The sequence below is a fragment of the Hymenobacter tenuis genome, assembly GCF_054780495.1.
The window spans coordinates 1295419-1317909 of the sequence record NZ_BAAGWF010000004.1; the positions used below are offsets into that span (position 1 = coordinate 1295419).

Genomic DNA, 22491 nt, shown 5'->3' on the forward strand with positions numbered 1-22491 from the left:
ATTACAAAAGCGCGGCGCATCTCAATACGAGAGATGCGCCGCGCTTTTGTAATTGAGGGAGGTTTAGCTCTTTTCCCGCCCTAATGTCTTGCTACTACCGTTCAGCCAACACACCGAGAGCTTTTTCCACTTCAGTATTTACTAGGGTATACAGGCGCTGCAAGGCCTCTGGCGTGCCATCTTCGGCCCGCACGGCTTTGGTCGTTCCGTTGGGGTAGCGAATACTCAGGGTAGTGGATGGCATGTCGGAGGCGCCGCTGGAATACTCGGCTTTCAGCTTGCGAAACCCGATTTTGTCGGCCTCGCGCAAAATGCGCTCTATGCTGGCTACCGGCATTTTTACGTCGTGCTTGCCCTGTACCGGTGCGTGCTCAAATCCCTCATATTGCACGCGGCCATCGGGGAAGATGCGGGCCGTGAAGTGGGGGCAACGGCCTAGGCAAGGCGTACGGCCAAACGTAATAACCGGCTGCGTGGCAGCGGCTGGCTTGGCAGTCAGGGGTTTCGGTTTCTTGCTTTTTACTTTGGCCTTAACCATTTTCTGGTTTTTAGGCGCTTGCTGCGCCCCGGCTGAACAGGCAAGCAGAAAGAACACGAGCAAAAAGGAAGACCAACGGAGTTGCATATGCAGGGAGGTTAGGAGAAGCTGAGCGGTAAATGCCAAAAACCAAGCCGAAACGCAATCAGCATGAGCCTAAAGGTAGTCCTGCGCACTAGGTGCTTGATTACTTTAAACCCAAACGCCCCGCTGCCGGAGGGGCAACAGGGCGTTTGAAGGTACTAGAATGCTAGCTTACGAGCGGCGCGTTTTGCGCGGCGGCTTCGGCGAAATATCAGAGGCGCCAGTGCCGGGCTCCGAGTCCGTGTCATCGTTGGTGTTATCCGAAGCAGCGGAGCGGCCACCTTTGCGGTCCTGGACTTCGCGCTCCTGAGCCGTTTTCATGGCTTCGGCCAAGCGTGCCTGGAAACCGCCGGGCTTCTTGTCTTTGTTTTTCACCTTGTTGGCTTCCAGCTTGGCGCGCACCTTGTTGTCATCCACAAAGCGGCGCGTCAGGGCTTGCTGGCCCAGGGTTACTAGGTTCGAAACGAGGTAGTACCACGTAAGGCCGGCAGCGAAATCATTCAGCACAAAGAAGAACACCAGCGGCATGAGGTAGCTGTAGAACTTCATCGGGCCCTGCATGGCTGAAGGGTTCGTCTGGTTGGTCTGGTACGTCATGGCCAGCGTCGAAATCGTCATCAGCAGCGTGAACAGGCTGATGTGGTTTCCGAGGAAGGGCAGGCTGAACGGCAGCTTAATCAGGTCGTCGTAGGTGCTCAGGTCATTCGCCCACAGGAAGTGCTCCTGCCGCAGCTCAATGGCGTTGGGGAAGAACTGGAACATGGCGAACAGAATCGGGATGGTCAGCAGCGTGGGTACGCAACCGCTCAGCGGCGACACGCCCATGGTCTGGTACAGCTTCATCTGCTCCTGCTGCTGCTTCATGGCGTCATCAGGATACTTTTCCTTAATGGCGTCCAGCTCTGGCTTCAGCACTTTCATGCGTGCCTGCGACTCGTACGTTTTGTACGTGAGGGGCCAGGTAACCAGCTTAATCAGCACCACCAGCAGCGCAATGATGATACCGTAGTTGCTGATGAAGTTCTCCAGGAAGTGGAACACGGGCAGAATCACGAACTGGTTTACCCAGCGGAACAGGCCCCAGCCTAGGTACACGTTGCGGTCGAAGCCCGGCGTCACATCTTTCAGGATGCTGTAAGAGTTAGGGCCGAAGTAAAAGCGGAACTGACCTTTGCCACCCAGCACATCGGCTGCCGGAATGGTCAGCGTGGTGCTCAGCGTTTTGATGAAGGTGGTATCTTCTAGATTAACCGTAGAGTTGAACTGGCCGTTGCTGAACTGGTTATCCGCAATGATGCCGGCTACAAAGAAGTCGTGCTTATGAGCCGCCCACTTCAGGGGCTCAGCAACCTTTATTTCCTCGGGTTTTTCTGAGGCCTCGGCCTGCGCATAGTCGCCGGAAACGAGGTAGTGGTTGATGGTGGTATGGTTGCGGTTCTGCTTGGCCTCCTTTTCCGTCTGACGCACATGGTCGAGGAAGGTGAAGGTGATGGGCTCCTGCGCTACAGCGTTGCTCAGGTTCACCATCCGCAGGTCGTATGCCACTTCAAAGCTGTTGGCCAGCAGCGTGTAGCTCTGCTCAATCTGGCCGCCGGCCACGGGCGCCGAGAACGTCAGGCGCTGGCCCTGCTTATCGCCAACCGTAACAGCCTGTACGGCCGAGGGCTGGAAATACAGGTCCGACAGCTTCACCTGGCGGCCATCGGTCGTGCGGAAACGGGTATCAATCTGGGCACTGCGAGCGTCCAGCAGGTCGAGGGGCAAGCCCCGGAACGTCTTGTATTTATTCAGGCGTACAGCCTCCACGCGGCCACCCTTCGAGGAGAAGGTAACGGTCAGGTTTTCGTTCTGAAGCTGGGTAGTCTGGGCCGTGCCTTGGGCCGCAGCAGCAAACGAGCCAAGCTGGCTCGCTAAGGCCGCCGAATCAGGAGCCGCAGGCGTGACGGCAGTAGAGGCCGTGGCAGCGGCTGCGGTGGTTTTCGCGGGGCTGGCTGCCTGCTCCGGTTTCGGCTTAGGCGCAAACTGAAGGTAAATCAGAAGCAAGGCTGCCATCAAAAACAGGCCAATTGCTGAATTTCTGTCCATTAGAAGAGGGTAGTACGGAAAAAAAAGTAGTGCAGCACGTACAATGCAGGGCTGAGCCGTAGTCAATAATCCGGCTACACTACCGCAAAGGTCGGACTTGTCAGGCGAATATTTTTCGCGCCGGCATTTTTGTCAGGCGAAATGGCAAAATAGTGCGGGGCCGTGGCCATAACTGCTATAAAAAAGCGGTCATGCAGCATGCTGCATGACCGCTTTTTTATGGGCCGGAACCTGCGCTAGCCCTTCCGGAACTGGATAGCCGCCCGCACGAAGCGCACAAACAGCGGATGTGGGTTCTGAACGGTGCTTTTAAGCTCGGGGTGAAACTGGCCAGCCACAAACCACGGGTGGTTGGCAATTTCTACCACTTCTACTAGGCCAGTTTCGGGGTTAAGGCCCGAGGGAATCATGCCGGCTGCCTCATACTGCTCCAGGTACTCGTTGTTGAACTCGTAGCGGTGGCGGTGGCGCTCACTGATGTGGTTACGGCCGTAGGCTTTGGCTGCTTTCGAGCCCTTCCGGAGCTCACACGCATAGGAGCCCAGGCGCATGGTACCGCCTTTCTGAGTAATATTCTTTTGTTCCTCCATCATGGCAATGACGGGGTTCGGTGTCTGCGGGTGCATTTCCGTCGACGAGGCTTCGGGCAACCCGAGCACGTTGCGGGCAAACTCCACTACCGCTACCTGCATGCCCAGGCATATGCCGAAGAACGGAATGTTGTTTTCGCGCACGTGCTTCACCGCCAGAATCTTGCCCTCAAAGCCCCGCTCGCCAAAACCAGGGGCCACCAGCACGCCGTCTACGCCGTGCAGCAGCGTCGCAACGTTGTCCTCGTTAATGTGGTCTGACTGAATGCTGCGCACAGTTACCTTGCACTCGTTCTGGGCGCCGGCGTGCACAAACGACTCGTTGATAGACTTGTAAGCATCGGGCAGCTCTACGTATTTGCCTACCAGCGCAATGGTCACTTCTTCGGTTGGGTTCTTCAGCCGACCTAGGAAATCTTTCCATGTTTCCAGATCCGGATGCACCGCGCCTCCGCTCAGCTTCAGCTTCTTGATAACCCGGTCATCGAGCTGCTCTTTCAGCATCAGCAGCGGCACCGAGTAGATGCTGTCCGCATCCAAGGACTCGATAACGGAGTTGATTTTTACGTTGCAGAACAGCGCAATTTTGCGGCGCATATCCGCTGGAATCGGGTACTCAGAGCGGCACACCAAAATGTCGGGCTGCAGGCCGGCTTCGCGCAGGTCGCGCACAGAGTGCTGGGTAGGCTTGGTTTTCAGCTCGCCGGCCGCCTTCAGGTACGGCAGCAGCGTGAGGTGAATTACGAGCGAATCGTTCGGGGGCAGCTCCCAACGCAACTGGCGCACGGCCTCCACAAATGGTAACGACTCAATATCGCCAATGCAGCCGCCAATTTCAGTGATGACCACATCATAGTTGCCCGTCTCGCCGAGCAGCAGCATGCGCCGCTTAATCTCGTCGGTGATGTGCGGTACTACTTGCACCGTTTTGCCGAGGTAGGCGCCCTCACGTTCCTGCCGAATTACGTGGTCGTAGATGCGGCCCGTGGTAACGTTGTTGGCCTGCGACGTCGGGACGTTCAGGAACCGCTCGTAGTGGCCCAGGTCGAGGTCGGTTTCGGCCCCGTCGTCGGTTACGTAGCACTCCCCGTGTTCGTAGGGGTTGAGCGTGCCCGGGTCAATGTTGATGTAGGGGTCAAACTTCTGGATGGTCACCCGGAAGCCCCGGGCCTGCAGTAGCTTGGCCAGCGAGGCCGAGATAATGCCTTTGCCCAGTGAGGAAGTAACGCCGCCCGTTACAAAAATAAATTTGGCCGTAGTGGCAGCCGCGGAGGTGGGGGTTCGGTCTGGCATAACGGGAAACAAAGGTAGAGGTTATATCCGGCGGAGCAGGGTTGCAACTTGTTTTTTTAAGTGTAAGAAGACCCGCTAATAAGATTTTATGAGGCCTATACTGCCTGAGTATAAAGCCCCCACAAAACCAGCCGCGGTAAGCTGAACCAGACGCGGACTAGTTCATGCCCGCCGACTGGCTAGTGTTTTTTTCTAGTGGGCCGGCGCTAATCAGCTCCCGTCGTAGCGTGTCAGAGGCCGCATTCAGTTTGGGCCGAATCTGGTCAAGGGCCAAGCGCAAGGCCTGCACATCGGAAACCCGCGGCGCGGCGGTTTGGGAGTACCCGTGGTACATAGCTACGCGCACTTTGCTGCGTCCGGTGCCCGTGTAGGAGGCTAGTAGATTCCCTTTGGCATCCAGAATTTGTACCTCCGCTTTCACGCTGGTACGGTACCACTCCAGAGGCAGGCCCAGTAGGCTGGGGGTCATTAGAGTCAGCATTTGGAAGCCCTGCAGAAACCGCCCTGTTCGCTCTAGTTTGGCCTGCGTTACCACCATCCGGGCATGGCCGTAGGTGTTGGAGTCGGGCTGCGGCTCGGCAAGGTGGAATGCTAGTTCCTGCCGAAATACCTTGCTGGCATCATCGGGCAAGGCCCCATCGGTGGCGGCCAGCGGCCCTGGTTCAATAATGGCTTCCAGGCGGGGCAGGCGCCCTAGCTCCACCGAGTTGTTGGAGCGAATAGCATGGAAGATGGCTTTTTCCGAAGACTTACAAGACCCTAGTCCCAGGCTCAATACCGATAGCAGCAATAGGTAGCGGGACGTCATAGGTGCTTATGTTATAAGATAGCCGCTCAGGCGATGTTCAAAATTACACCGCAAGCCGCCAGAAAGGGTTAGAGGCAGGTAGAATTACGCAGAATACCGATGAAAGCCTCAGGAACAAGGCTAAAAAGCAACTATAAACAAGCAGCGCCCCCACAACCGAGGCTGTGAGGGCGCTGCATACCATTGCTTACGTGCTGTTTCTCGAGCAAGAAGACAGCGTTTAGTAAGTTCTTAATGAGGTTGGTGGACTAGGGCGCTATCGGCTTCCGCAAGGTCATCTACCGGGTCGGGGGCCACGTAGTTATCCACGAACTCACCTTCCCAGCGGGCTACTACGGCCGTGGCCAAGCAGTTGCCCATTACGTTAACGGCGGTGCGGGCCATATCCATCAGGGCATCAATACCCAGAATGATGAATACCGGCCAAGCGGGCAGGTTAAACGAAGCCACGGTAGCCAGCAGAATCACAAGCGAGGCGCGCGGCACCCCTGCTACACCCTTCGAGGTGAGCATCAACGTGAACACCATCACGAGCTGCTGCCCAAACGACAACTCCACGCCCGCGGCCTGCGCCACAAACACAGCCGCTAAGGAAAGGTACAGCGTGGTGCCATCGAGGTTAAAGGAGTAGCCCGTAGGCATCACGAAGGCCACAATGCGGCGCGGTACGCCAATGCTTTCCATGGCTTCCATGGCGCGGGGCAGCGCGGCTTCTGAGGAGGTAGTAGCAAAGGCAATGCTAACGGGCTCTGCAATGGCCTGCACGAAGCGCTTCAGCGGGATGCGGGCAATCAGGGCAATTGGGACGAGCACCAGCAGCACGAAAACGGCCAGAGCGCCATAGAGCGTCAGGAGTAGCTTAAAGGCATTCAAAAGTGGCGCAAAGCCCATTTTGCCCACCGTATAGGCCAGGGCGCCGCCTACCCCAAACGGGGCAAAAAACATCACCACGTTGGTGAACTTGAACATTACTTCCGAGAGGCTTTCCGTAACCTGCAGCAGCGGAATGCGGTGGCGCTGGTGCACCATGGCCAGGCCAATGGCGAAGATGATGGCAAATACCACTACCTGCAATACCTGACCCTCGGCCACCGACTTGGCAATGTTTTCGGGGAAGATGTGCAGGATGATGTCGGCGGTGCTTTGCTTAACGGTTTCCAGTTTTTCGGTGTCGGCGGCAATGCCGCTGCGGTCAACACCTTCGCCGGCCCTTGTCAGGTTGATGGCGCCTAGGCCAATGAACAGGGCAAAGGTGGTGACTACTTCAAAGTAAATCAGGGCCTTGAGTCCCATTTTGCCTACCTGCTTTAGGTCAGCGTGGCCCGCAATACCTACCACTAGGGTAGCGAATACCAGCGGGGCAATAATGGTTTTCACCAGCCGCAGGAATACGTCGCTGAGCACTTTCAGCTGTACGGCCTGGGTTGGGAAGTCATGACCAATTTCGGCGCCTACCAGCATGCTGACCACAATCCAGAAGGTAATAGAGCGGCGCTGCGTGGCAACGGCAATGATACCAAGCAGCGCAATCCAGCGGGAGGCCATCGCAATGCTGGGGTCGAGCGCTAGCCAACCCTGCGCGGTGGCTGTGGTCAGGAAAGCAGCTAGTACAAAGAGGATAAGGACTAGGGGGGCGAGTCGCGAAAACTTCATGCGCGGCAATTCAAGGAAAAGAGGGTAGCGGGAATGCAGCAAAGATAGGTTTCTGCGGGCAGTAGTGTGGCGTTAGCTGCGGCGTTGCCTACTTGCCTGTAGCGTACCACCAGCAACACTAGCCCCCGCAAGCCACTAAACCGGCGGTAGTTGCCGCGCCAGCCGTATCTTTCGCTACCCTCTGTTTTCTTCCAAACCCCACTCAATGCTCACCTGGACGCTTACGCCGCTGGAGTTACCGCTACGCTACACCTGGAAAATTTCGCGCAACGCATCCACTACCAAAACCAACCTGCTGGTGCGGGTGCAAGGCGTAGGAAGTGCCCTGGTAGGGCAAGGCGAAGCCGCCCCGAACGTACGCTACGGCGAAACGCCGGAAGGCTTGCAAGCGCAGTTTGAGCAGTTGCAGGCCGCAGGGCTTGGCCACTGCAAGAGCTTAGTAGAGCTGACTGCTTTCCTGGCCGAACACCAGCCGGCCCAGGCGCTGCGGTTTGCGCTGGAGTCGGCGCTGGTGCATTGGGAGGCGGCCCGAGATGGCCAATCAGTAGCGCGCTGGCTCGGCATTCCGGAGCCATCGGGAGCGGTGCCAACGGCTTTTTCGCTGCCCATTATGGAGCCGGGCGCCATAGCAGCCTTTGCGCGGGAACAGGACCTAGGCCGTTTTCCCCTCCTGAAAATAAAAGTAAACCGCGACGGCGCCCTAGATCTGCTGCGCGAAGTAACCCGCCTCTTTCCGAGGCGGCCGCTTATCATTGATGGCAACGAAGCCTGGCCTGATGCCGACAGCTTGCGCTACAGCTGGGAAAGTATTCAGCAATTGCCGGGCCTGCACGTGCGCCTGCTCGAGCAGCCCATGCCCGCCGCCTGCCACGATGATTACCGCGCGCTGAAAGGCCAGCTCAACTGCCCCATATTTGCCGATGAATCCGTCACGGATGACGCTGATTTCGCCGCTATTGCCCGGCAGTTTGATGGCGTGAACATGAAGCTGATGAAGGCCGGCGGCTACCTTAACGGGCTGCGCATTCTGCGTGAAACCCGCACTCACGGCCTCCAAACCATGCTCGGTTGCATGGTCGAAACCTCCTTGGGTATTTGGTCGGCGCTGCAGGTGAGTAGCCTTGCTGATGTGTGCGACCTAGATGGCTTTCTGATTGTGCGGGATGAGCCATTTGGGCTGGTGCGCGAGACGGAAGGCCGGCTGGAAGCCGTAGCGCAAAACAACGAGGTGCCAAACCAATAGTACCAAAGCGCATGTTGGCTTTTTCCTACTGGTCTCGCACCTCGTATTGGGCGCGGCCACTTGGCAGCTTACTTCAGCTTGGCGTCAATGGCCTGGATTTTCTGGTCAATGGCCGAGGTTTCAGTAGGGGTTTTTGCGTTGGAGCTCAGCAAGCTGATTTTTTGGTTCAGCAGCTGAATTTTCTCCGCCATCAGGCTGATTTTGGTGTTCATCTCCGTGAGACGGCTTTCCATGGCAGCCGGGGTAGCGGGGGAGGGGCGCGGGTCTATGTAGGTGTCGAACTTAGCCGTGGCGGGCACGGAGTTGTCGCCGCGAGCCTGAGCGGCGCTAGCAGGGGTAGCAAACACAATATCGCCGTTGGGGCGCACGTAGTCGCCTTCTTTCAGCGTGGTTTTCTTGCCGCCGGGTAGCTCAACAATGCCGCTTTTGTAATTGATTTTCGTTCCGTTCGATAACAGCACGTTTTTTGTAAGCGGAGTTGGGCGCTTATCCTGTACTAGCACCACCTCCCCGTTTTGTAACATAAACCGGTCGGAGGGGTTGGTAGCAACGGGGCCGGCTACTGTGGAGCTGGCCGCAGTTTGAGCCGTAGCAGCCGTAGCAGTTAACAAGCTGAAGGCTACGATGGGGAGCAGCAGTTTCTTCATGATAAGTAGGGAAGAGAGAATGAATGCGCTTGCTTACGGTATTTGCGGTGTGGTGTTTACATTTTTCTAATGTGCTCACTCGCAGACCATAGTTAAGGAGGATTATTATTTTTGATCAAATTTTCAGAACTGTGTTGTTACATTAAATGTATGTACATATATTTGCAACGCATTCTGGCATTTCCATATGCTTATGAAGATAGAGGACGAAATCAAACAGCCCACCTTTAAGGACCAACACCAAAAAGCCTACATCAATCTGGTGTTTACGGCCGGGTGGCTGCAGCTGCGGCAAGGGGCCATGTTCAAGGAGTATGGTCTTACACTGCCTCAGTTTAACGTTTTGCGCATCCTGCGAGGACAGCACCCTAAGCCGGCTACCGTGAATCTGCTAATTGAGCGAATGCTTGATAAAACCAGCAATGCTTCTCGCATTGTAGATAAGCTGGAAGCTAAAGAGCTGGTTACCCGCAAAGTGTGCCCTAGCAACCGCCGCGCTGTGGATATCCGCATAACCGAGGCGGGCCTGGAGCTGCTGCGCCGCATTGATGCGGTGATGGACGTGCAAAGCAACGGGCTTCATAACCTTACTCCTGAGGAAGCTGCTCAGCTCAGCGACCTACTCGATAAAGTCCGCGACTAGCGGTTACAGATTTTCCCTATTGCCATTTTCTTTTTTCGTTAAAACCCATGAAAAAAATCATTCTGCCAGCTCTGCTGGTCGCCTCGCTGCTAGCTGCTCCGGCCTTCGCTCAACAGCCAGCGGTAAAGAAAACCAACGCGGGCACCTCTAAGGCTGCCTCTACTGCCTACAAAGTGCAGCCACAGCTGAGCACGCTGGGTTGGGTAGGCAAAAAAGTAACGGGCCAGCACAACGGCAACGTGCAGATTCAGGGCGGCGACGTGCTGGTGCGTGGCAACCAAATCGTAGGCGGTACTTTCACCGTTGACATGAACTCGCTGAAAGTTGAGGACATCAAGGAGAAAGAGTACAACGATAAGCTGGTGGGCCACCTGCGCTCCGATGACTTCTTCAGCATCGACAAAAACCCAACTTCGACGTTCAAAATCACGAGCCTGGCTCCGCTGAAAGGCGATGCCAACGGCAACAACGCCACTGTTACCGGCGACCTGACCATCAAGGGCATCACCAAGCCTGTTTCGTTCCCCGCTAAAGTGGGCGTGAAAAACGGCGTGGCTTCAGCTAGCGGCACCGCTACCATCGACCGCACGAAGTACGACATCAAGTACGGCTCTAAGTCGTTCTTCGAAAGCATCGGCGACAAAGCCATCATGGATGAGTTCACCATGAGCTTTAACGTAATTGCCAAGAAGTAATCTGAGGTGCCTTTCCTAGGTGCCGAAACAGTAAAAAGCCCCGCCAACAGCTGTTGGCGGGGCTTTTTGGGTTTAAGCGGAAACGCTACCTAGTCAGGCAGCTCCAACTCCCGGGGCAGCTCAAACTTTAGGCTGCGGCTTTTGGCACGGGCGTGTAGCTGCTGCAAAAAGTCATCAACCTCGGCTTTGTACTCCAGCCAAAGGTCTTCGTGCAGGTTTTGCAGAATCAGTTGGGTAGTGCGCGCCGCCAGCCGGGCCGTACTGGTATAGAAACCCGCGTACACGCTCTCAAACTGGCCCGTATAGTTTTCAAAGATGTGGCGTAGCGTGTAGAGGTTCAGATCTACCTCCAGGCGCTTGTCTTTGGTGATGCGGCGGGCGCGGGCTACTTCTTTGGTGGCTTTCTGGAGGGCTTTGGTGAGGCTGCGGTTGAGCAGGCGGCCGGTAGCGCCCACCGAAAACAATTCATGAATCTGGTCAGAGGCCTGCTCAAACACGGTTTCGCTCGTCACGTCGGGTAGCAGCTCAAAGCAGAGTGTATCGTAGAGCTCGGCGTCGCGGCGGGAGGCGCGCAGGAGCAGGGCTTCCTTCTCTTTGTCAGACAGGCGTTTGAGGGCGCGCTTGAACTCAGCGGACGGAACAGGCATAAGCAGAAGGGAGGCAAATAGAGCGGAACGGAAGAATAGAACAGGAAAAGTACGTACGGAACGCAAAAATGAACTGACCCGCCAGGTGCAGCGGCCAGGTTCCGCACACTTTAGCAACACAAGAGGCCTAGCAGGCTACCAGCGTATTTTTCAGCTATAATCTTTCCGAAACCGGGAAACGATTCAGCCTTTCAGCGGGTTATACTAGGCCGAGTCAAACTAAGAAATCCGGCTTTCTGCCTGTTTCTCCGTATTTTTGTGCCATGAACACCAATCCACAAATCGAGTACGACGAGGACGTTCTGCTCCTGGAAGAAACCATCGATGTGCGTGACCTGATCGTGTACAATGATGACATCAATACCTTCGACCACGTTATCAAAACGCTGATTGATGTGTGTGGCCACGGGCCGGAGCAGGCCGAGCAGTGCACGCTGCTGATTCATTACAAAGGCCAGTGCACCGTAAAGCACGGCTCTTACGACGAGCTGGCCGGCATGTGCACCGCCATTCACGACCGGGGCATCTCGGCCGATGTTATTTAGTTGTCGGGAGGTAGTTGTTAGGTAGGGGCGTTTCAGTACGCTGCACGCCAACGTCCGTCCTGACAACAGGCAACTAAACACGAACTACTTACAAACTGAATGGAATTTCCTTCCAAACTGATCGAAAACGCGGTTGGCGAGTTGTCGAAGCTGCCGGGGGTAGGCAAAAAAACGGCGTTGCGGCTGGCGTTGCACCTGCTGAAGGCCGAAGCTGATACTACAGCTACGTTGGCGGAGGCCTTGGCCAAAATGCGCTTCGAGATTCGGTACTGTGATACGTGCCACAACATTTCGGATACGCCGGTGTGCAGCATTTGCGCCAACCAGCTCCGCGACCAAAGCACGGTTTGTGTGGTGTCGGATATTCGCGACGTAATTGCCATCGAAAATACGGCGCAGTACCAGGGCATGTACCACGTGCTGGGCGGCGTGATTTCGCCTATCGAGGGTATCGGGCCGAGTGACCTGACCATTGACTCGTTGGTGGAGCGCGTAACCAAAGACGGCTCGGAAATTCGGGAAGTGATTTTGGCCATTAGCCCCACCATGGAAGGCGACACCACGGCATTCTATCTTTCCCGCAAGCTCCGCGACCTGCCCGAGCTCAACGTCAGCACCATTGCTCGCGGCATCCCGATGGGCGGGGAGCTGGAATACGCCGATGAAATTACCCTGGGCCGCAGCATTGTAGAACGCCAGCGCCAAGCGCGGTAACCGCGCTAAAGCAACCGCAGGCGCATTTTCAGGCTATCTTCGAAAGTACTAGGCCCCGAAAAACAATAACCCCCTGATGCTTGTCCGAGTGTCAAGGGGTTATTGTTTTTCGGGGCCTAGTACTTTTGCCAGCTGGTTTGCGTTGCGCCACCTCAACATTAACCGGCACTCTGTGTACCTTTCGTGGTATTTGCCTTTTTCTTGTGCCGCCCACCATTACGCTGTCCGTCGTTATTGTTAACTACAACGTGTGCTTCTTTCTGGAGCAGGCGCTGCTGTCGGTACGGTGGGCTATAGAAAAGCTGGGGCAGCCAGTGGAGGTATTCGTGGTGGATAATAACTCCGTGGATGGCTCGGTAGCTATGGTGCAAGCGCGCTTTCCGGAGGTAATTCTTATCGAGAACAAGGAGAACCTAGGCTTCTCGAAAGCCAATAACCAAGCCCTAGCCCAGGCGCGCGGCCAGTATGTGCTGTTGCTCAACCCCGACACCGTAGTAGAGGAAAACACGTTCCGGTTGTGCTGCGAGTTTATGCAGCAGCACCCTGAGGCCGGTGGGCTAGGGGTAAAGATGCTGGACGGGCAAGGCAAATTTCTGCCCGAGAGCAAGCGCAGTCTGCCCACGCCGTGGGTAGCGTTTTACAAGATTTTTTGGCTTTCTAAGCTGTTTCCGAAGTCGCGGCGGTTTGGGCGCTACCACTTGGGTTTCCTGAGCCCCGAGCAAACCCACGAGGTGGAAGTGCTCAGCGGCGCGTTTATGTTTATGCGCAAAACGGCCCTGGACCAAGTAGGGCTGCTCGATGAAGATTACTTTATGTACGGCGAGGATATTGACCTCTCGTACCGGCTCACGCAAGGCGGCTGGAAAAATTATTACTACCCCGGCACGCGCATCATTCATTACAAAGGCGAAAGCACCCGGCGCACCAGCGTAAATTATGTGTTCGTGTTTTATCGGGCCATGGTGATTTTTGCGCGGAAGCACTTTGCCGCCGAGCAGGCCGGCACGTTTAGCTTCCTGATAAACCTCGCCATCTGGATTCGGGCCGGCGCAGCCATTGTGCAACGCTTGCTGATGCAGGCGGCCCTAGTGCTGCTGGATGCGGGCCTGATTTACGCCGGCATGTACTTTCTGAAAACGTACTGGGAGCAAAACCACCGCTACGTAAACGAACCGTACCCGGCCAACTACTTGGAGGTGGCCGTGCCGGTATACATTGCCGTGTGGCTGCTGTCGGCGTTTTTTAGTGGGGCCTACGATAAACCCACTCGCGCCGGTCGTATTGTGCGCGGGGTGTTTGTGGGCACAGTGCTTATTTCGGCGTTCAGCAACTTTCTCGATGCCTGGCGCTTTTCCAAAGCCCTGATTGTACTAGGGGGCGTGTGGGCTGCAACCGCGCTGCTGTTGCGGCAGCTGGTGTTCAACTTCATTCGCTACCGCAAGTTCAGCCTCTCCACGCATTACCTAAAAAACGTAGCCATTGTAGGCTCGCGGGCCGAAAGCAGGCGGGTGCGGCAGCTGCTGGAGCAAACCGGCGTGCCGGCGCGGGTAATCGGCTACATTGAGCCCGATGAATCGGAAAGTACCGCCGGCACGCATCCGGATGATTTACTAGGGGAGGTGCGCCAACTGGATGATATTATCCGCATCTATGGCCTGAACGAGCTGATTTTCTGTGGCCGCGACTTATCGGCCAGCCAGATCATTGAGCTGATGGTAACGCTAAACAGCCAGCCGCCAGTAGCCTACAAAATCCTGCCGCAGGGCAGCGAATACATCATTGGCAGCTCGGGCCGCAACTCGCCCGGCAACTATTATGCGCTTGATATCACGCTGAACCTGTTCCGGCCCGCCCAGGTGCGTAACAAGCGCCTGCTCGATATTGGGGTGAGCTTGCTGCTGCTCTTTACCGCGCCTGTCATCATCTGGACGCAGCAACACAAAGCTGGCTTCCTGCGCAACTGCCTGCGCGTGCTCAGCGGCTTCCGCACGTGGGTGGGCCTCCGCTATGCCGCCGACCCAGGCCGTGGTGCTCGCGCCATTATTTCACCCGCTGAAGCAACCCGCACCAAAGCCGCAGCCCTAACGGAACCTACGCGCCGGCGCCTGGAGCTGCTCTATGCCAAGGACTATGCCCCCAGCACCGATATGCGCTTGCTTTTGCGCCGCTTCCGGTGGTTGGGCCGGGAAAGCTAGCTAGCGGGTGCCGCCAGCAAGAGCGAAATTAGCGTGACACTCCGTACCTTCCGCGTACTTTTGCGGCCGTCCCTAACCACCCAATTCCCATGTCTGAAGCTACTGCCCTCGCGCCCCTAATTCTCTCTGATCGTATCAATGCCATGCAGGAGTCGCAGACAATTGCCATGGCCAAAAAAGCCCGTGCGCTGGCCGCCGAGGGCGTAGATGTGATTAGCTTAAGCTTCGGAGAACCTGATTTTCAGACGCCGCAGTACATCAAGGACGCCGCTAAAAAAGCGCTGGACGATGGTTACACGTTTTACACCCCCGTGCCCGGCTACCCCGATCTGCGCCAGGCCATCTGCGACAAATTTAAGCGCGATAATCACCTCGAATACAAGCCCGAAAACATAGTAGTAAGCACTGGCGCCAAGCAAGCCCTTGCCAATGCCGTGCTGAGCCTGGTGAATCCCGGCGACGAGGTGATTGTGTTTTCGCCGTATTGGGTAAGCTACGAAGAGATGGTGCGGCTGGCCGAAGGCACCACGGTGCAGCTGATGGGCTCTCTGGAAAACGGCTACAAAGTGACGGCCGCCGAGCTGGAAGCCGCCATTACGCCCCGTACTAAACTGGTTATGTACTCATCCCCCTGCAACCCCACGGGGGCTGTGTTTTCGCGCGAGGAGTTGCAGGCTATTGCCGAGGTAGTAGCCCGCCACCCGCAGGTGTACGTGCTGGCCGACGAAATCTATGAGTACATCAACTTCGTGGGCGAGCACACCAGCCTGGCGCAATTTGAGGAAGTGAAGGACCGCGTAATCACCGTCAACGGCTTCTCGAAAGGCTATGCCATGACGGGCTGGCGCGTGGGCTACTTGGCAGCACGCAAGGAAATTGCCAGCGCCTGTGAGAAAATGCAAAGCCAGATTACCTCGGGCACGTGCTCCATTACGCAGCGTGCGGCTCTGGCCGCCTTGCAAGGTGGTCGCTCCTCCGCTGACGAGATGGTGGCTGCCTACCGCCGCCGCCGCGACTTAGTGTTGGAGCTCGTGAAAGACATTCCCGGCTTCCGCACGCCTACGCCAAGCGGTGCGTTTTACATCTTCCCCGACGTGACGGGCTACTTCGGCAAAACCACCCCGAGCGGAGAGGTAATCAACAGCGCCTCTGATTTGGCCATGTTCATGCTCAATGATGCGCACGTAGCGGCCGTAGATGGCGGCGCTTTCGGCGCTCCAAACTGCATCCGATTCAGCACGGCCGCCGCCGATGAAAAGCTGCGCGAAGCGTTTATTCGCATCAAAAACAGCCTGGCTAAGCTGGTTTAACCCAAAAAGATACCTAGTGCAGCGCGGACTTTGTAGTTACAGTGCCCCACGTTTGGGCGGTGCTGGTTACCTGCAAAGTTCACGCTTGCAGGCTACCTTTGCGGCTTCGTTTACCCTGAATCTGCCGTAATGCCTGCTGCTGCCGTTCTGCCTGCTTCCCTGCCTGAGTTATTTGCCGCCTTCAACCACCTCACGGTGCTCATTGTGGGTGACGTGATGATGGATGCCTATGTGTGGGGCAAGGCGGCCCGCCTCTCGCCTGAAGCTCCGGTGCCGGTCGTGAACGTGAGTCGTACTGAGCAGCGCCTGGGCGGGGCCGCTAACGTAGCCCTGAACGTGCAGGCCTTGGGTGCAACGCCGCTGCTCTGCGCCGTAATCGGCGATGACCAGGGCGGCGACCAGCTACTAGGGCTGCTCCAGACCTCAGGCCTTTCAGCTGAGGGCATTGTGCGTTCATCATTTCGGCCAACTACCGTGAAGCAGCGCATCCTGGCCCACGGTCAGCAGTTGCTGCGCATCGACTCCGAGGTAGAAACCAACCTAAACCCAACCGAAAACGCCGAGCTTACCGCCCGCTTCGAGCAGTTGCTGAGCAAGGCCGACGTTGTTATTTTCGAGGACTACGACAAGGGGGTACTGAACGAAGCCAGCATTCAGCACTTTATCGGGCTGGCGCGGCACCTCAATATCCCAACTGTAGTCGACCCCAAGAAAAAGAACTTTCTGGCCTATAGTTTCTGCACCCTGTTCAAGCCCAACCTGAAAGAGCTTCGCGAAGGACTGAAGCTGGAATTTGGCGACACCGATGCCGACCGTCCGTACTTCGAGAATGCCGTAGCCAAACTGCGCGAGCTGCTAGTGCCGGAAATTGTGCTGGTTACGCTCTCGGAGCGCGGGGTATTTGTAGAAAATGGCGCCTTGGAGCGCACCTACATCCCGGCCCACTTACGCACTATTTCTGATGTATCGGGCGCCGGCGACACCGTTATCAGCATTGCGGCGCTGTGCGTGGCCCTAGGTCTCTCGGCGCCGGTAACCGCCGCGCTGGCCAACTTAGGTGGTGGGCTGGTGTGCGAGCAGGTAGGCGTGGTGCCCATTGAAAAGCAGCTGCTTTTGGCCGAGGCCGAAGAGGCCGGCTTGGCATTATAAGCAGGCTAGTACATATAAAAAAAGCGTCCGACTGAACTCAGCCGGACGCTTTTTTTATGGCCAGCACACTTACCGGCGGCTGTGTTCCTTTACTGTTTCGATAAAGACTTTTACGTTATCGGGATTGGTATCGGGGTACACGCCGTGGCCTAGGTTGGCAATGTGGCGGTGCTTGCCAAACTGGTTGAGCATCTGGAGGGTAGCGGCGCGCACCTGGGCCGGAGTACCGTAGAGAGCACATGGGTCGAGGTTGCCTTGCAGGGTTTTGTCGCCTACTAGGGGGCGCACGGTGCGTGGGTCTTGGTTCCAGTCGAGGCCGATGGTGCGGCAGGGCAGCTGGGCAAAGTCCTCCACGGCCCAGAAAGCGCCTTTAGCAAATACAGTTACTGGCACTTCCGGAATGGCCGCGCATATTTCAGCAATGTAGCGCGTGCTAAACTCCTTATAGTGCGCGGGCGGCAGAATGCCGGCCCACGAGTCGAATACCTGAATAATGTTGGCGCCGGCTTGCACCTGGGCGCGCAGGTAGGCAATGGTTGTAGCCGTGATTTTGCGTAGCAGCTCGTGGGCCAGTTCAGGCTCGGTGTAGAGCATGCGGCGGGCTTTGCTGAACGTTTTCGAGCCGTGGCCCTCCACCATGTAGGCCAGAATCGTCCAGGGGGCGCCGGCAAAACCGATGAGCGGTACGCGGCCGTTAAGCGCGCGTTTGGTTACCCGAATGGCTTCCAGTACGTAGCCCAGGTGCTCCTCGGGGTCAGCGATGCGCATGCGGGCTACGTCGTGCGCGGTTTTGATAGTTTCCGGAAACAGCGGACCGCGGGCTTCTATCATCTCGTAGGTAAGGCCCATGGCTTCGGGCACCACCAGAATGTCGGAGAAGATAATGGCAGCGTCCACATCCAGCGCATCAACGGGCTGAATAGTTACTTCAGCGGCTAGTTCAGGGGTTTCTACCAGTTCCTTGAAGCCACTCAGGCGGGCGCGCAGGGCGCGGTATTCGGGCAGGATGCGGCCAGCCTGGCGCATGAGCCACACCGGGGTGCGCTCGGTTTCTTCGCCACGGGCGGCACGGAGGAGGAGGTCGTTCTTAAGCACAGAATTTGCTGATTAGAGGCCGGAAAGCGGCGCTGGCCGCAAAGGTAAGCCTAGTAGCGCAGGAATACAGAGACTGCTCCCGCGAAATGCCAACTAGCTTGCCTACCGGCTCAGCCCCGGAAACAGCGCGACGATAGCTGTAGCCAGGAAATTAACGCCAATTGCCAGTGTAATAAAGCCCATGATGCGGGCCAGGGCTGCCATGCCGGGCCGACCTAGGAAGCGCGTTAGGCGCAACGACGACATGAGGATGATGTAGGCGGCCAGCGCTACCAGCACGAAGCCCAGGGAAATCATGCCCATATCCAGGATGCTGAGCTTCTCGGTAAACAAGCCGATGCACACGGCCATGGACCCTGGGCCCGACAGCATGGGCATGGCTAGCGGCGTGAAGCTGATATCGTCTTTGTGGCGGCTTTCTTCCAGGGTGGCATCCGAAACCTTGGCGCGGTTACCGCCGGGCGTAAGTAAATCGAAGGCGGAGCGCATAAGCAAAATACCGCCGGCAATGCGCAGGTGATGAATATTGATGCCGAAAAACCGCAGGACATATTGCCCCGCAAAAAACGATACCAACAGCACTCCAACCATGTAAAAACAGGCTCGCAGGCCGGTATTAGCGCGTTCAGCGGGCGAGTCTTCTTCTGTTAGAGTCAGGAACACGGGCATGGCCCCAAATGGGTTCACGACCGAAAAGAGGGTAGTAAAGGTGGCAACGAGAATTTCCATTCGCAGAAAAGCACAGCGGTACTGGGTAAAGGTACGAGCCTTTGAGAATCAGCAAACAGGGAAAATGCTATGTTTATAGGCTCAACCGCCGCTGCGTACGCTCGTAGAAGCCAATCCCGGCCAGGTTAGTCCTGTTTGCTACTCTCTTCCATGCATACCACACTTCCCGCCGCTACCGCGGCCGATGTTCCTGCTCCCCATGATACGCCGCTAGTGGGCATTATTATGGGCTCCCGAACCGATTTGAAAATAATGTCGGCCGCTGCGGAGGTGTTGCAGCAGTTTGGCGTCACCTACGAAATTACTCTGGTTTCGGCCCACCGCACGCCCCATCGGCTGATTGAGTACGCCGAAACGGCGCGCAAACGTGGCATACGGGTTCTTATTGCCGGTGGGGGCGGAGCCGCGCATCTGCCCGGCATGGTGGCTTCCCTTACTACGCTGCCTGTGATTGGAGTGCCCATCAACTCCACTACCTCCTTTCATGGCCTCGACTCTATTCTCTCGATGCTGCAGATGCCGGTGGGGGTGCCCGTGGCTACCGTGGCCCTAGATAGTGCTGCCAACGCGGCTGTGCTGGCTACCCAAATTCTAGCCCTGAGCAACGCCCGCCTCACCGATGTGCTGGAAAAGTACCGGACTTCGCTGAAAGATAAAGTTATGCGTACAATTGAGGAGCTTCGTAAAGGTGGTTTCAATGATGATTGAGCCTAGTAGACTGTATCGGAATACTTCTGTTTGACCCTGCCCGCCCCTGATTTTCCACACCCACCTCTCCTCCAGTGCCAGACCTCGACGTTCCCCTTTGGTTGCAATTTGCCCATGGCCTCACGCTGCTGCTGGTAGTGTTGAGCCTGATTGCAACGCTACTACCCCTGCTGCGTGAAACCGCCTGGTGGATTCGGGTGTTCGATTTTCCGCGCCTCCAGATTGTGGGCCTGTTGGCGGTGGTGCTAGTCCTGGGTTTCTTGCTAAAGTGGCACCAGCCGGTAGACGACACGTACTGGGGGCCCATTCTGCTAGGGGTGGTAGCGGTAGCCATTGGGTATCAGGCTTTCCGGATTCTGCCGTACACGCCGGTAGCCAAAAAGCAGGTCGGCGATAGTACCCACAAGGATGGCCGTCGCCACCTGAGCCTGACCATGATGAACGTTCTGCAGTACAACAAGCAAGGCAAAAAGGCCCTGCAGGTACTCCAGGAAACGAATTCGGACATCATTATGGCAGTGGAAACCGACGCCTGGTGGCTGGAGCAGCTAAAGCCGCTGGAAGAAACACACCCCTACACCTGCCACGAGCCCTTGGATAATACCTATGGCCTGCTGTTCTTTTCGCGCTTGCCGCTGCAGGGCTGCGAAATAAAGTACCTGCTGGATGATGACGTACCCTCGGTGCATACGCTGGTTGAGCTGCCCGATGGCCAGACCAAGGTGCGGATATATGGGTTGCACCCGAAACCACCAGCACCAGCCGAGTCGAAAACCAGCACTAAGCGCGACGCGGAGCTGCTGTTGGTAGGCAAGGCCATTGATAAAAACGATGAGCCCACCATTGTATTCGGGGATATGAACGACGTGGCGTGGTCGCACACGTCGGAGCTGTTTCGCCGCATCAGTGGCCTCATGGACCCACGCGTGGGCCGCGGCCTGCTGCCTACCTTTCACGCCGATTATCACCTGATGCGCTGGCCCCTCGACCATGTGTTCGTGTCAGCCCATTTCAAAGTAGATGATATGGAGCGCCTGCCGTACGTGGGCTCCGACCACTTTCCTATCTACATCAAGCTCAGCTATGAGCCGCATGACAAGGAAGTTCAGGAAGAAAACAGCGAACAGGCTGACGCCGATGACCACGAGGAGGCCGTAGAGAAGATTAAGGAAGGCTTTGAGGAAGAAGTAGAAGAAGAGGCTGAGGAGGCCGCCGACGAAACGCGCAAACAGGAAAAGCTGGTGCAGGCCCGCCAGATGCTAAAGGGCATCATATAGCCACGCCATTTGGCTTCGGCTCACCGCGGCAGGTAGCAGCCGCATCAGGCCGTTGCGCAGAGTAGTAAGCACAGGGTTCTCGAGCTGTCCGACCCGGCCCAATTGCCAGGAGGTTTGTACTACGCGGGTGGTACGCTTCAGGCGGCGCTGCTCAAATTGCAGGAAAGCGGCCGCTACATCGTCAGGGGTTTGCGCTATGCACTGGCCTAGTACGGCCGCGTCTTCAATGGCCATGCCGGCGCCCTGGCCCATATTGGGGGTAGTAGCATGGCCGGCATCCCCGAGGAGCAGCACGCGCCCATACGCTAGGTGCCGCAGCGGCTTCAGGTCCAGAATATCATTCCAGAGCAGCTGATCATCGTGGGTCAGATCCAGTAGTGCCGGAACGGGGGGCTGAAAGCCGGCGAATTCGCGCCGCAAATCTGCCGCCCGGTAGGCCTGGTATTTGGGGTTTCGCGGCTTCGCGCTGTTCAGGCAGGCAAACCAGTACACGCGCCCCTGGCCCACGGGTACGTAGCCAAACCGCCGGCCCCGTTCCCCCCACATCTCACACGATTCTCCCGCAGGCAACTGCAGCTCATGGGCATCGACTACGGCTCGCCAGCAGGTATAGCCGGCATACCGCGGCTCCGTGCTAGGCAAGAGCTGGCGCCGAACCCTCGAGCGAATGCCATCAGCCCCAATTAAGGCATCGGCCATCAAGGAGCTGCCGTCGGCAAAGTAGGCCGTGATACCAGCCGCGGAAGTCTCAAAGCGGTCGAATGCGCACCGAAGGCGTACGGTGTCAGTTGGTAAGCCAGCTAGCAGGGCGTGTTGCAGGGCTGCGCGGTGCAGGCCGAGGTTGTCGAAGCCGAGCTGGCTAGTAAATGCCGTAGTATCGGCGGCCTGAAGCAGTCGGCCGTGCTGGTCACGCAGATCAAGGCTTGTAACCGGTGAGCCATGCGGCTGCACGGCCTCGTGTAAGCCCAGGCTGCTGAGGGCACGCATAGCATTAGCCCCCAGTACAACGCCGGCTCCCACTTCGCGCAACTCCGGAGCCGCTTCCACAACTTGCACTTTGTGGCCCTGCCGGAGCAGGGCGTGGGCCGTGGCTAGCCCCCCAATTCCGGCACCTACAATCAGAAAGTCAGCCATAGTTTGAAGAGTTGGGCACGGTAGTGGAATAAAAGGATATAACAGGATTATCAATGAAAAAGCGGCTTTACTGTTGGGCTACGTGTATTTTGTGTCATATTATTAGGTAACTAGTATCACATTAGCTGAACTTTGCCTACGTACAGCGTTGTCCTTTCCTCCTGCTCTCCTTTCCATGCCCGGATCTACTACTCAATTTAAAATGCAATTGTACTTTGAGAATCCGTCGGGGCGCTTGCTAGAGCATACAGATGGCTATTTGATAGTGCAATATCACCCCGGCAAACGAAATTTTGCTGAGCTGCAAACGTTCCTCAACAAAGCGAGCGAACTGTTGCAGCGCCGAAGCTGGTATAAAATCCTCGGCGACCAGCGTGCCATGGCGGCTTTCACGGAAGAGGAGCGCCTCTGGATTACCGAAAACTGGCTGCAACGCACCTCCATTACTGGCAAGCCTTATTATGGCGCCGTATTGCTCTCGCACGATGTTTTTGCGCGGCTTTCCATGAATCTGGTGATGAATGAAGCCCGCGAGTCGAGCCTGATTTACCGCTTGTTTGAGGATGAGGCTGCTGCTATTGCATGGCTACGGCAGTTGCCGTAAGTACTAGCCCTAGCGCTGCCTCGAACCGCAGGATAATGCCCAAAAACAAAAAGGCCCGAAGCAATTGCTTCGGGCCTTTTCTGTGCTTCTGAGGCTAGTCAGCAA

The 22491-nt window shown here is 56.7% G+C and carries 21 protein-coding genes; 11 read left to right on the forward strand and 10 right to left on the reverse strand.

Translation table 11 applies throughout. The features are described 5' to 3' along the window. Positions 1-94: 94 nt before the first annotated feature. From ACYVGU_RS19075 to ACYVGU_RS19095, 5 genes are all read right to left on the reverse strand, one after another. Positions 95-625 carry a DUF6438 domain-containing protein gene (locus tag ACYVGU_RS19075; RefSeq protein ID WP_460623349.1) on the reverse strand — a complete coding sequence of 177 codons (531 nt, stop codon included), beginning with the start codon at positions 623-625 and terminating at the stop codon, positions 95-97. A gap of 168 nt (positions 626-793) precedes the next feature. Continuing rightward, positions 794-2707, reverse strand: coding sequence for a membrane protein insertase YidC (yidC, locus tag ACYVGU_RS19080; RefSeq protein ID WP_460623350.1), 1914 nt, complete (start codon positions 2705-2707; stop codon positions 794-796). 236 nt (positions 2708-2943) lie between these two features. Beyond that, on the reverse strand, positions 2944-4590 hold the full coding sequence (locus ACYVGU_RS19085; RefSeq protein WP_460614241.1) for a CTP synthase: 1647 nt from the start codon (positions 4588-4590) through the stop codon (positions 2944-2946). A gap of 157 nt (positions 4591-4747) precedes the next feature. Then, on the reverse strand, positions 4748-5398 hold the full coding sequence (locus ACYVGU_RS19090; protein ID WP_460623351.1) for a hypothetical protein: 651 nt from the start codon (positions 5396-5398) through the stop codon (positions 4748-4750). A gap of 231 nt (positions 5399-5629) precedes the next feature. Next, positions 5630-7051, reverse strand: coding sequence for a dicarboxylate/amino acid:cation symporter (locus ACYVGU_RS19095; RefSeq protein ID WP_460623352.1), 1422 nt, complete (start codon positions 7049-7051; stop codon positions 5630-5632). Positions 7052-7256: 205 nt separating this feature from the next. Between ACYVGU_RS19095 and ACYVGU_RS19100 the strand changes: the two genes are divergently transcribed. Continuing rightward, positions 7257-8294 (forward strand): dipeptide epimerase, encoded by a 1038-nt coding sequence (locus tag ACYVGU_RS19100; RefSeq protein WP_460623353.1) that lies wholly within the window; start codon positions 7257-7259, stop codon positions 8292-8294. A gap of 68 nt (positions 8295-8362) precedes the next feature. Here the strand turns inward: ACYVGU_RS19100 and ACYVGU_RS19105 are convergent, their stop codons facing one another. After that, the gene (locus ACYVGU_RS19105) at positions 8363-8941 is read right to left on the reverse strand and encodes a DUF6799 domain-containing protein (protein ID WP_460623354.1); all 579 of its coding nucleotides are present in this window, start codon (positions 8939-8941) and stop codon (positions 8363-8365) included. 193 nt (positions 8942-9134) lie between these two features. On the opposite strand from ACYVGU_RS19105, the gene ACYVGU_RS19110 reads away from it, so the two are divergent. Together ACYVGU_RS19110 and ACYVGU_RS19115 are read left to right on the forward strand one after the other, a co-directional pair. After that, positions 9135-9584 carry a MarR family winged helix-turn-helix transcriptional regulator gene (locus ACYVGU_RS19110; protein WP_460623355.1) on the forward strand — a complete coding sequence of 150 codons (450 nt, stop codon included), beginning with the start codon at positions 9135-9137 and terminating at the stop codon, positions 9582-9584. 47 nt (positions 9585-9631) lie between these two features. Then, complete coding sequence (locus tag ACYVGU_RS19115; protein WP_460623356.1) at positions 9632-10279, forward strand: YceI family protein; 648 nt, start codon at positions 9632-9634, stop codon at positions 10277-10279. 89 nt (positions 10280-10368) lie between these two features. On the opposite strand, the gene ACYVGU_RS19120 is transcribed toward ACYVGU_RS19115, so the two are convergent. After that, entirely contained in the window at positions 10369-10926 is a 558-nt protein-coding gene (locus ACYVGU_RS19120) for a hypothetical protein (RefSeq protein ID WP_460623357.1), read from the reverse strand. A 263-nt stretch (positions 10927-11189) separates the two neighbouring features. Between ACYVGU_RS19120 and ACYVGU_RS19125 the strand changes: the two genes are divergently transcribed. The 5 genes from ACYVGU_RS19125 (at position 11190) to ACYVGU_RS19145 (ending at position 16839) form a co-directional block, all read left to right on the forward strand. Then, positions 11190-11471 carry an ATP-dependent Clp protease adaptor ClpS gene (locus tag ACYVGU_RS19125; protein WP_460614249.1) on the forward strand — a complete coding sequence of 94 codons (282 nt, stop codon included), beginning with the start codon at positions 11190-11192 and terminating at the stop codon, positions 11469-11471. 99 nt (positions 11472-11570) lie between these two features. Further along, positions 11571-12185: a recombination mediator RecR gene (recR, locus tag ACYVGU_RS19130; protein WP_460614250.1), complete on the forward strand. Its 615-nt coding sequence runs from the start codon at positions 11571-11573 to the stop codon at positions 12183-12185. Between the two features lie 203 nt (positions 12186-12388). Then, positions 12389-14380 (forward strand): glycosyltransferase, encoded by a 1992-nt coding sequence (locus ACYVGU_RS19135; RefSeq protein WP_460623358.1) that lies wholly within the window; start codon positions 12389-12391, stop codon positions 14378-14380. Between the two features lie 89 nt (positions 14381-14469). Then, a complete protein-coding gene (locus tag ACYVGU_RS19140) occupies positions 14470-15690 on the forward strand; it encodes a pyridoxal phosphate-dependent aminotransferase (RefSeq protein WP_460623359.1) in 1221 nt (406 codons plus the stop codon). A gap of 129 nt (positions 15691-15819) precedes the next feature. Next, positions 15820-16839, forward strand: a complete 1020-nt coding sequence (locus ACYVGU_RS19145; RefSeq protein ID WP_460623360.1) for a bifunctional heptose 7-phosphate kinase/heptose 1-phosphate adenyltransferase — start codon at positions 15820-15822, stop codon at positions 16837-16839. A gap of 69 nt (positions 16840-16908) precedes the next feature. On the opposite strand, the gene hemE is transcribed toward ACYVGU_RS19145, so the two are convergent. Further along, a complete protein-coding gene (hemE, locus tag ACYVGU_RS19150; RefSeq protein WP_460623361.1) occupies positions 16909-17934 on the reverse strand; it encodes a uroporphyrinogen decarboxylase in 1026 nt (341 codons plus the stop codon). 102 nt (positions 17935-18036) lie between these two features. Continuing rightward, on the reverse strand, positions 18037-18663 hold the full coding sequence (locus ACYVGU_RS19155) for a MarC family protein (protein ID WP_460614257.1): 627 nt from the start codon (positions 18661-18663) through the stop codon (positions 18037-18039). 150 nt (positions 18664-18813) lie between these two features. Here ACYVGU_RS19155 and purE point away from each other — a divergent pair, with 150 nt between their 5' ends. Together purE and ACYVGU_RS19165 are read left to right on the forward strand one after the other, a co-directional pair. Then, the gene (gene purE / locus ACYVGU_RS19160) at positions 18814-19371 is read left to right on the forward strand and encodes a 5-(carboxyamino)imidazole ribonucleotide mutase (RefSeq protein ID WP_460614258.1); all 558 of its coding nucleotides are present in this window, start codon (positions 18814-18816) and stop codon (positions 19369-19371) included. 101 nt (positions 19372-19472) lie between these two features. Further along, a complete protein-coding gene (locus tag ACYVGU_RS19165; RefSeq protein ID WP_460623362.1) occupies positions 19473-20648 on the forward strand; it encodes an endonuclease/exonuclease/phosphatase family protein in 1176 nt (391 codons plus the stop codon). On the opposite strand, the gene ACYVGU_RS19170 is transcribed toward ACYVGU_RS19165, so the two are convergent. Continuing rightward, positions 20631-21782, reverse strand: a complete 1152-nt coding sequence (locus tag ACYVGU_RS19170) for a flavin-dependent monooxygenase (protein WP_460623363.1) — start codon at positions 21780-21782, stop codon at positions 20631-20633. The genes ACYVGU_RS19165 and ACYVGU_RS19170 overlap by 18 nt on opposite strands. A gap of 202 nt (positions 21783-21984) precedes the next feature. On the opposite strand from ACYVGU_RS19170, the gene ACYVGU_RS19175 reads away from it, so the two are divergent. Continuing rightward, entirely contained in the window at positions 21985-22386 is a 402-nt protein-coding gene (locus ACYVGU_RS19175; RefSeq protein ID WP_460623364.1) for a hypothetical protein, read from the forward strand. Positions 22387-22491: the final 105 nt, after the last annotated feature.

Coding starts and splice junctions, on each gene's coding strand:
- ACYVGU_RS19145 (WP_460623360.1), top strand. CDS start 15,820: ATGCCTGCTGCTGCCGTTCTGCCTGCTTCCCTGCCTGAGTTATTTGCC.
- ACYVGU_RS19155 (WP_460614257.1), bottom strand. CDS start 18,663: ATGGAAATTCTCGTTGCCACCTTTACTACCCTCTTTTCGGTCGTGAAC.
- ACYVGU_RS19115 (WP_460623356.1), top strand. CDS start 9,632: ATGAAAAAAATCATTCTGCCAGCTCTGCTGGTCGCCTCGCTGCTAGCT.
- ACYVGU_RS19110 (WP_460623355.1), top strand. CDS start 9,135: ATGAAGATAGAGGACGAAATCAAACAGCCCACCTTTAAGGACCAACAC.
- recR (WP_460614250.1), top strand. CDS start 11,571: ATGGAATTTCCTTCCAAACTGATCGAAAACGCGGTTGGCGAGTTGTCG.
- ACYVGU_RS19170 (WP_460623363.1), bottom strand. CDS start 21,782: ATGGCTGACTTTCTGATTGTAGGTGCCGGAATTGGGGGGCTAGCCACG.
- ACYVGU_RS19105 (WP_460623354.1), bottom strand. CDS start 8,941: ATGAAGAAACTGCTGCTCCCCATCGTAGCCTTCAGCTTGTTAACTGCT.
- yidC (WP_460623350.1), bottom strand. CDS start 2,707: ATGGACAGAAATTCAGCAATTGGCCTGTTTTTGATGGCAGCCTTGCTT.
- ACYVGU_RS19090 (WP_460623351.1), bottom strand. CDS start 5,398: ATGACGTCCCGCTACCTATTGCTGCTATCGGTATTGAGCCTGGGACTA.
- ACYVGU_RS19075 (WP_460623349.1), bottom strand. CDS start 625: ATGCAACTCCGTTGGTCTTCCTTTTTGCTCGTGTTCTTTCTGCTTGCC.
- purE (WP_460614258.1), top strand. CDS start 18,814: ATGCATACCACACTTCCCGCCGCTACCGCGGCCGATGTTCCTGCTCCC.
- ACYVGU_RS19095 (WP_460623352.1), bottom strand. CDS start 7,051: ATGAAGTTTTCGCGACTCGCCCCCCTAGTCCTTATCCTCTTTGTACTA.
- ACYVGU_RS19100 (WP_460623353.1), top strand. CDS start 7,257: ATGCTCACCTGGACGCTTACGCCGCTGGAGTTACCGCTACGCTACACC.
- ACYVGU_RS19085 (WP_460614241.1), bottom strand. CDS start 4,590: ATGCCAGACCGAACCCCCACCTCCGCGGCTGCCACTACGGCCAAATTT.
- ACYVGU_RS19140 (WP_460623359.1), top strand. CDS start 14,470: ATGTCTGAAGCTACTGCCCTCGCGCCCCTAATTCTCTCTGATCGTATC.
- ACYVGU_RS19125 (WP_460614249.1), top strand. CDS start 11,190: ATGAACACCAATCCACAAATCGAGTACGACGAGGACGTTCTGCTCCTG.
- ACYVGU_RS19175 (WP_460623364.1), top strand. CDS start 21,985: ATGCAATTGTACTTTGAGAATCCGTCGGGGCGCTTGCTAGAGCATACA.
- ACYVGU_RS19120 (WP_460623357.1), bottom strand. CDS start 10,926: ATGCCTGTTCCGTCCGCTGAGTTCAAGCGCGCCCTCAAACGCCTGTCT.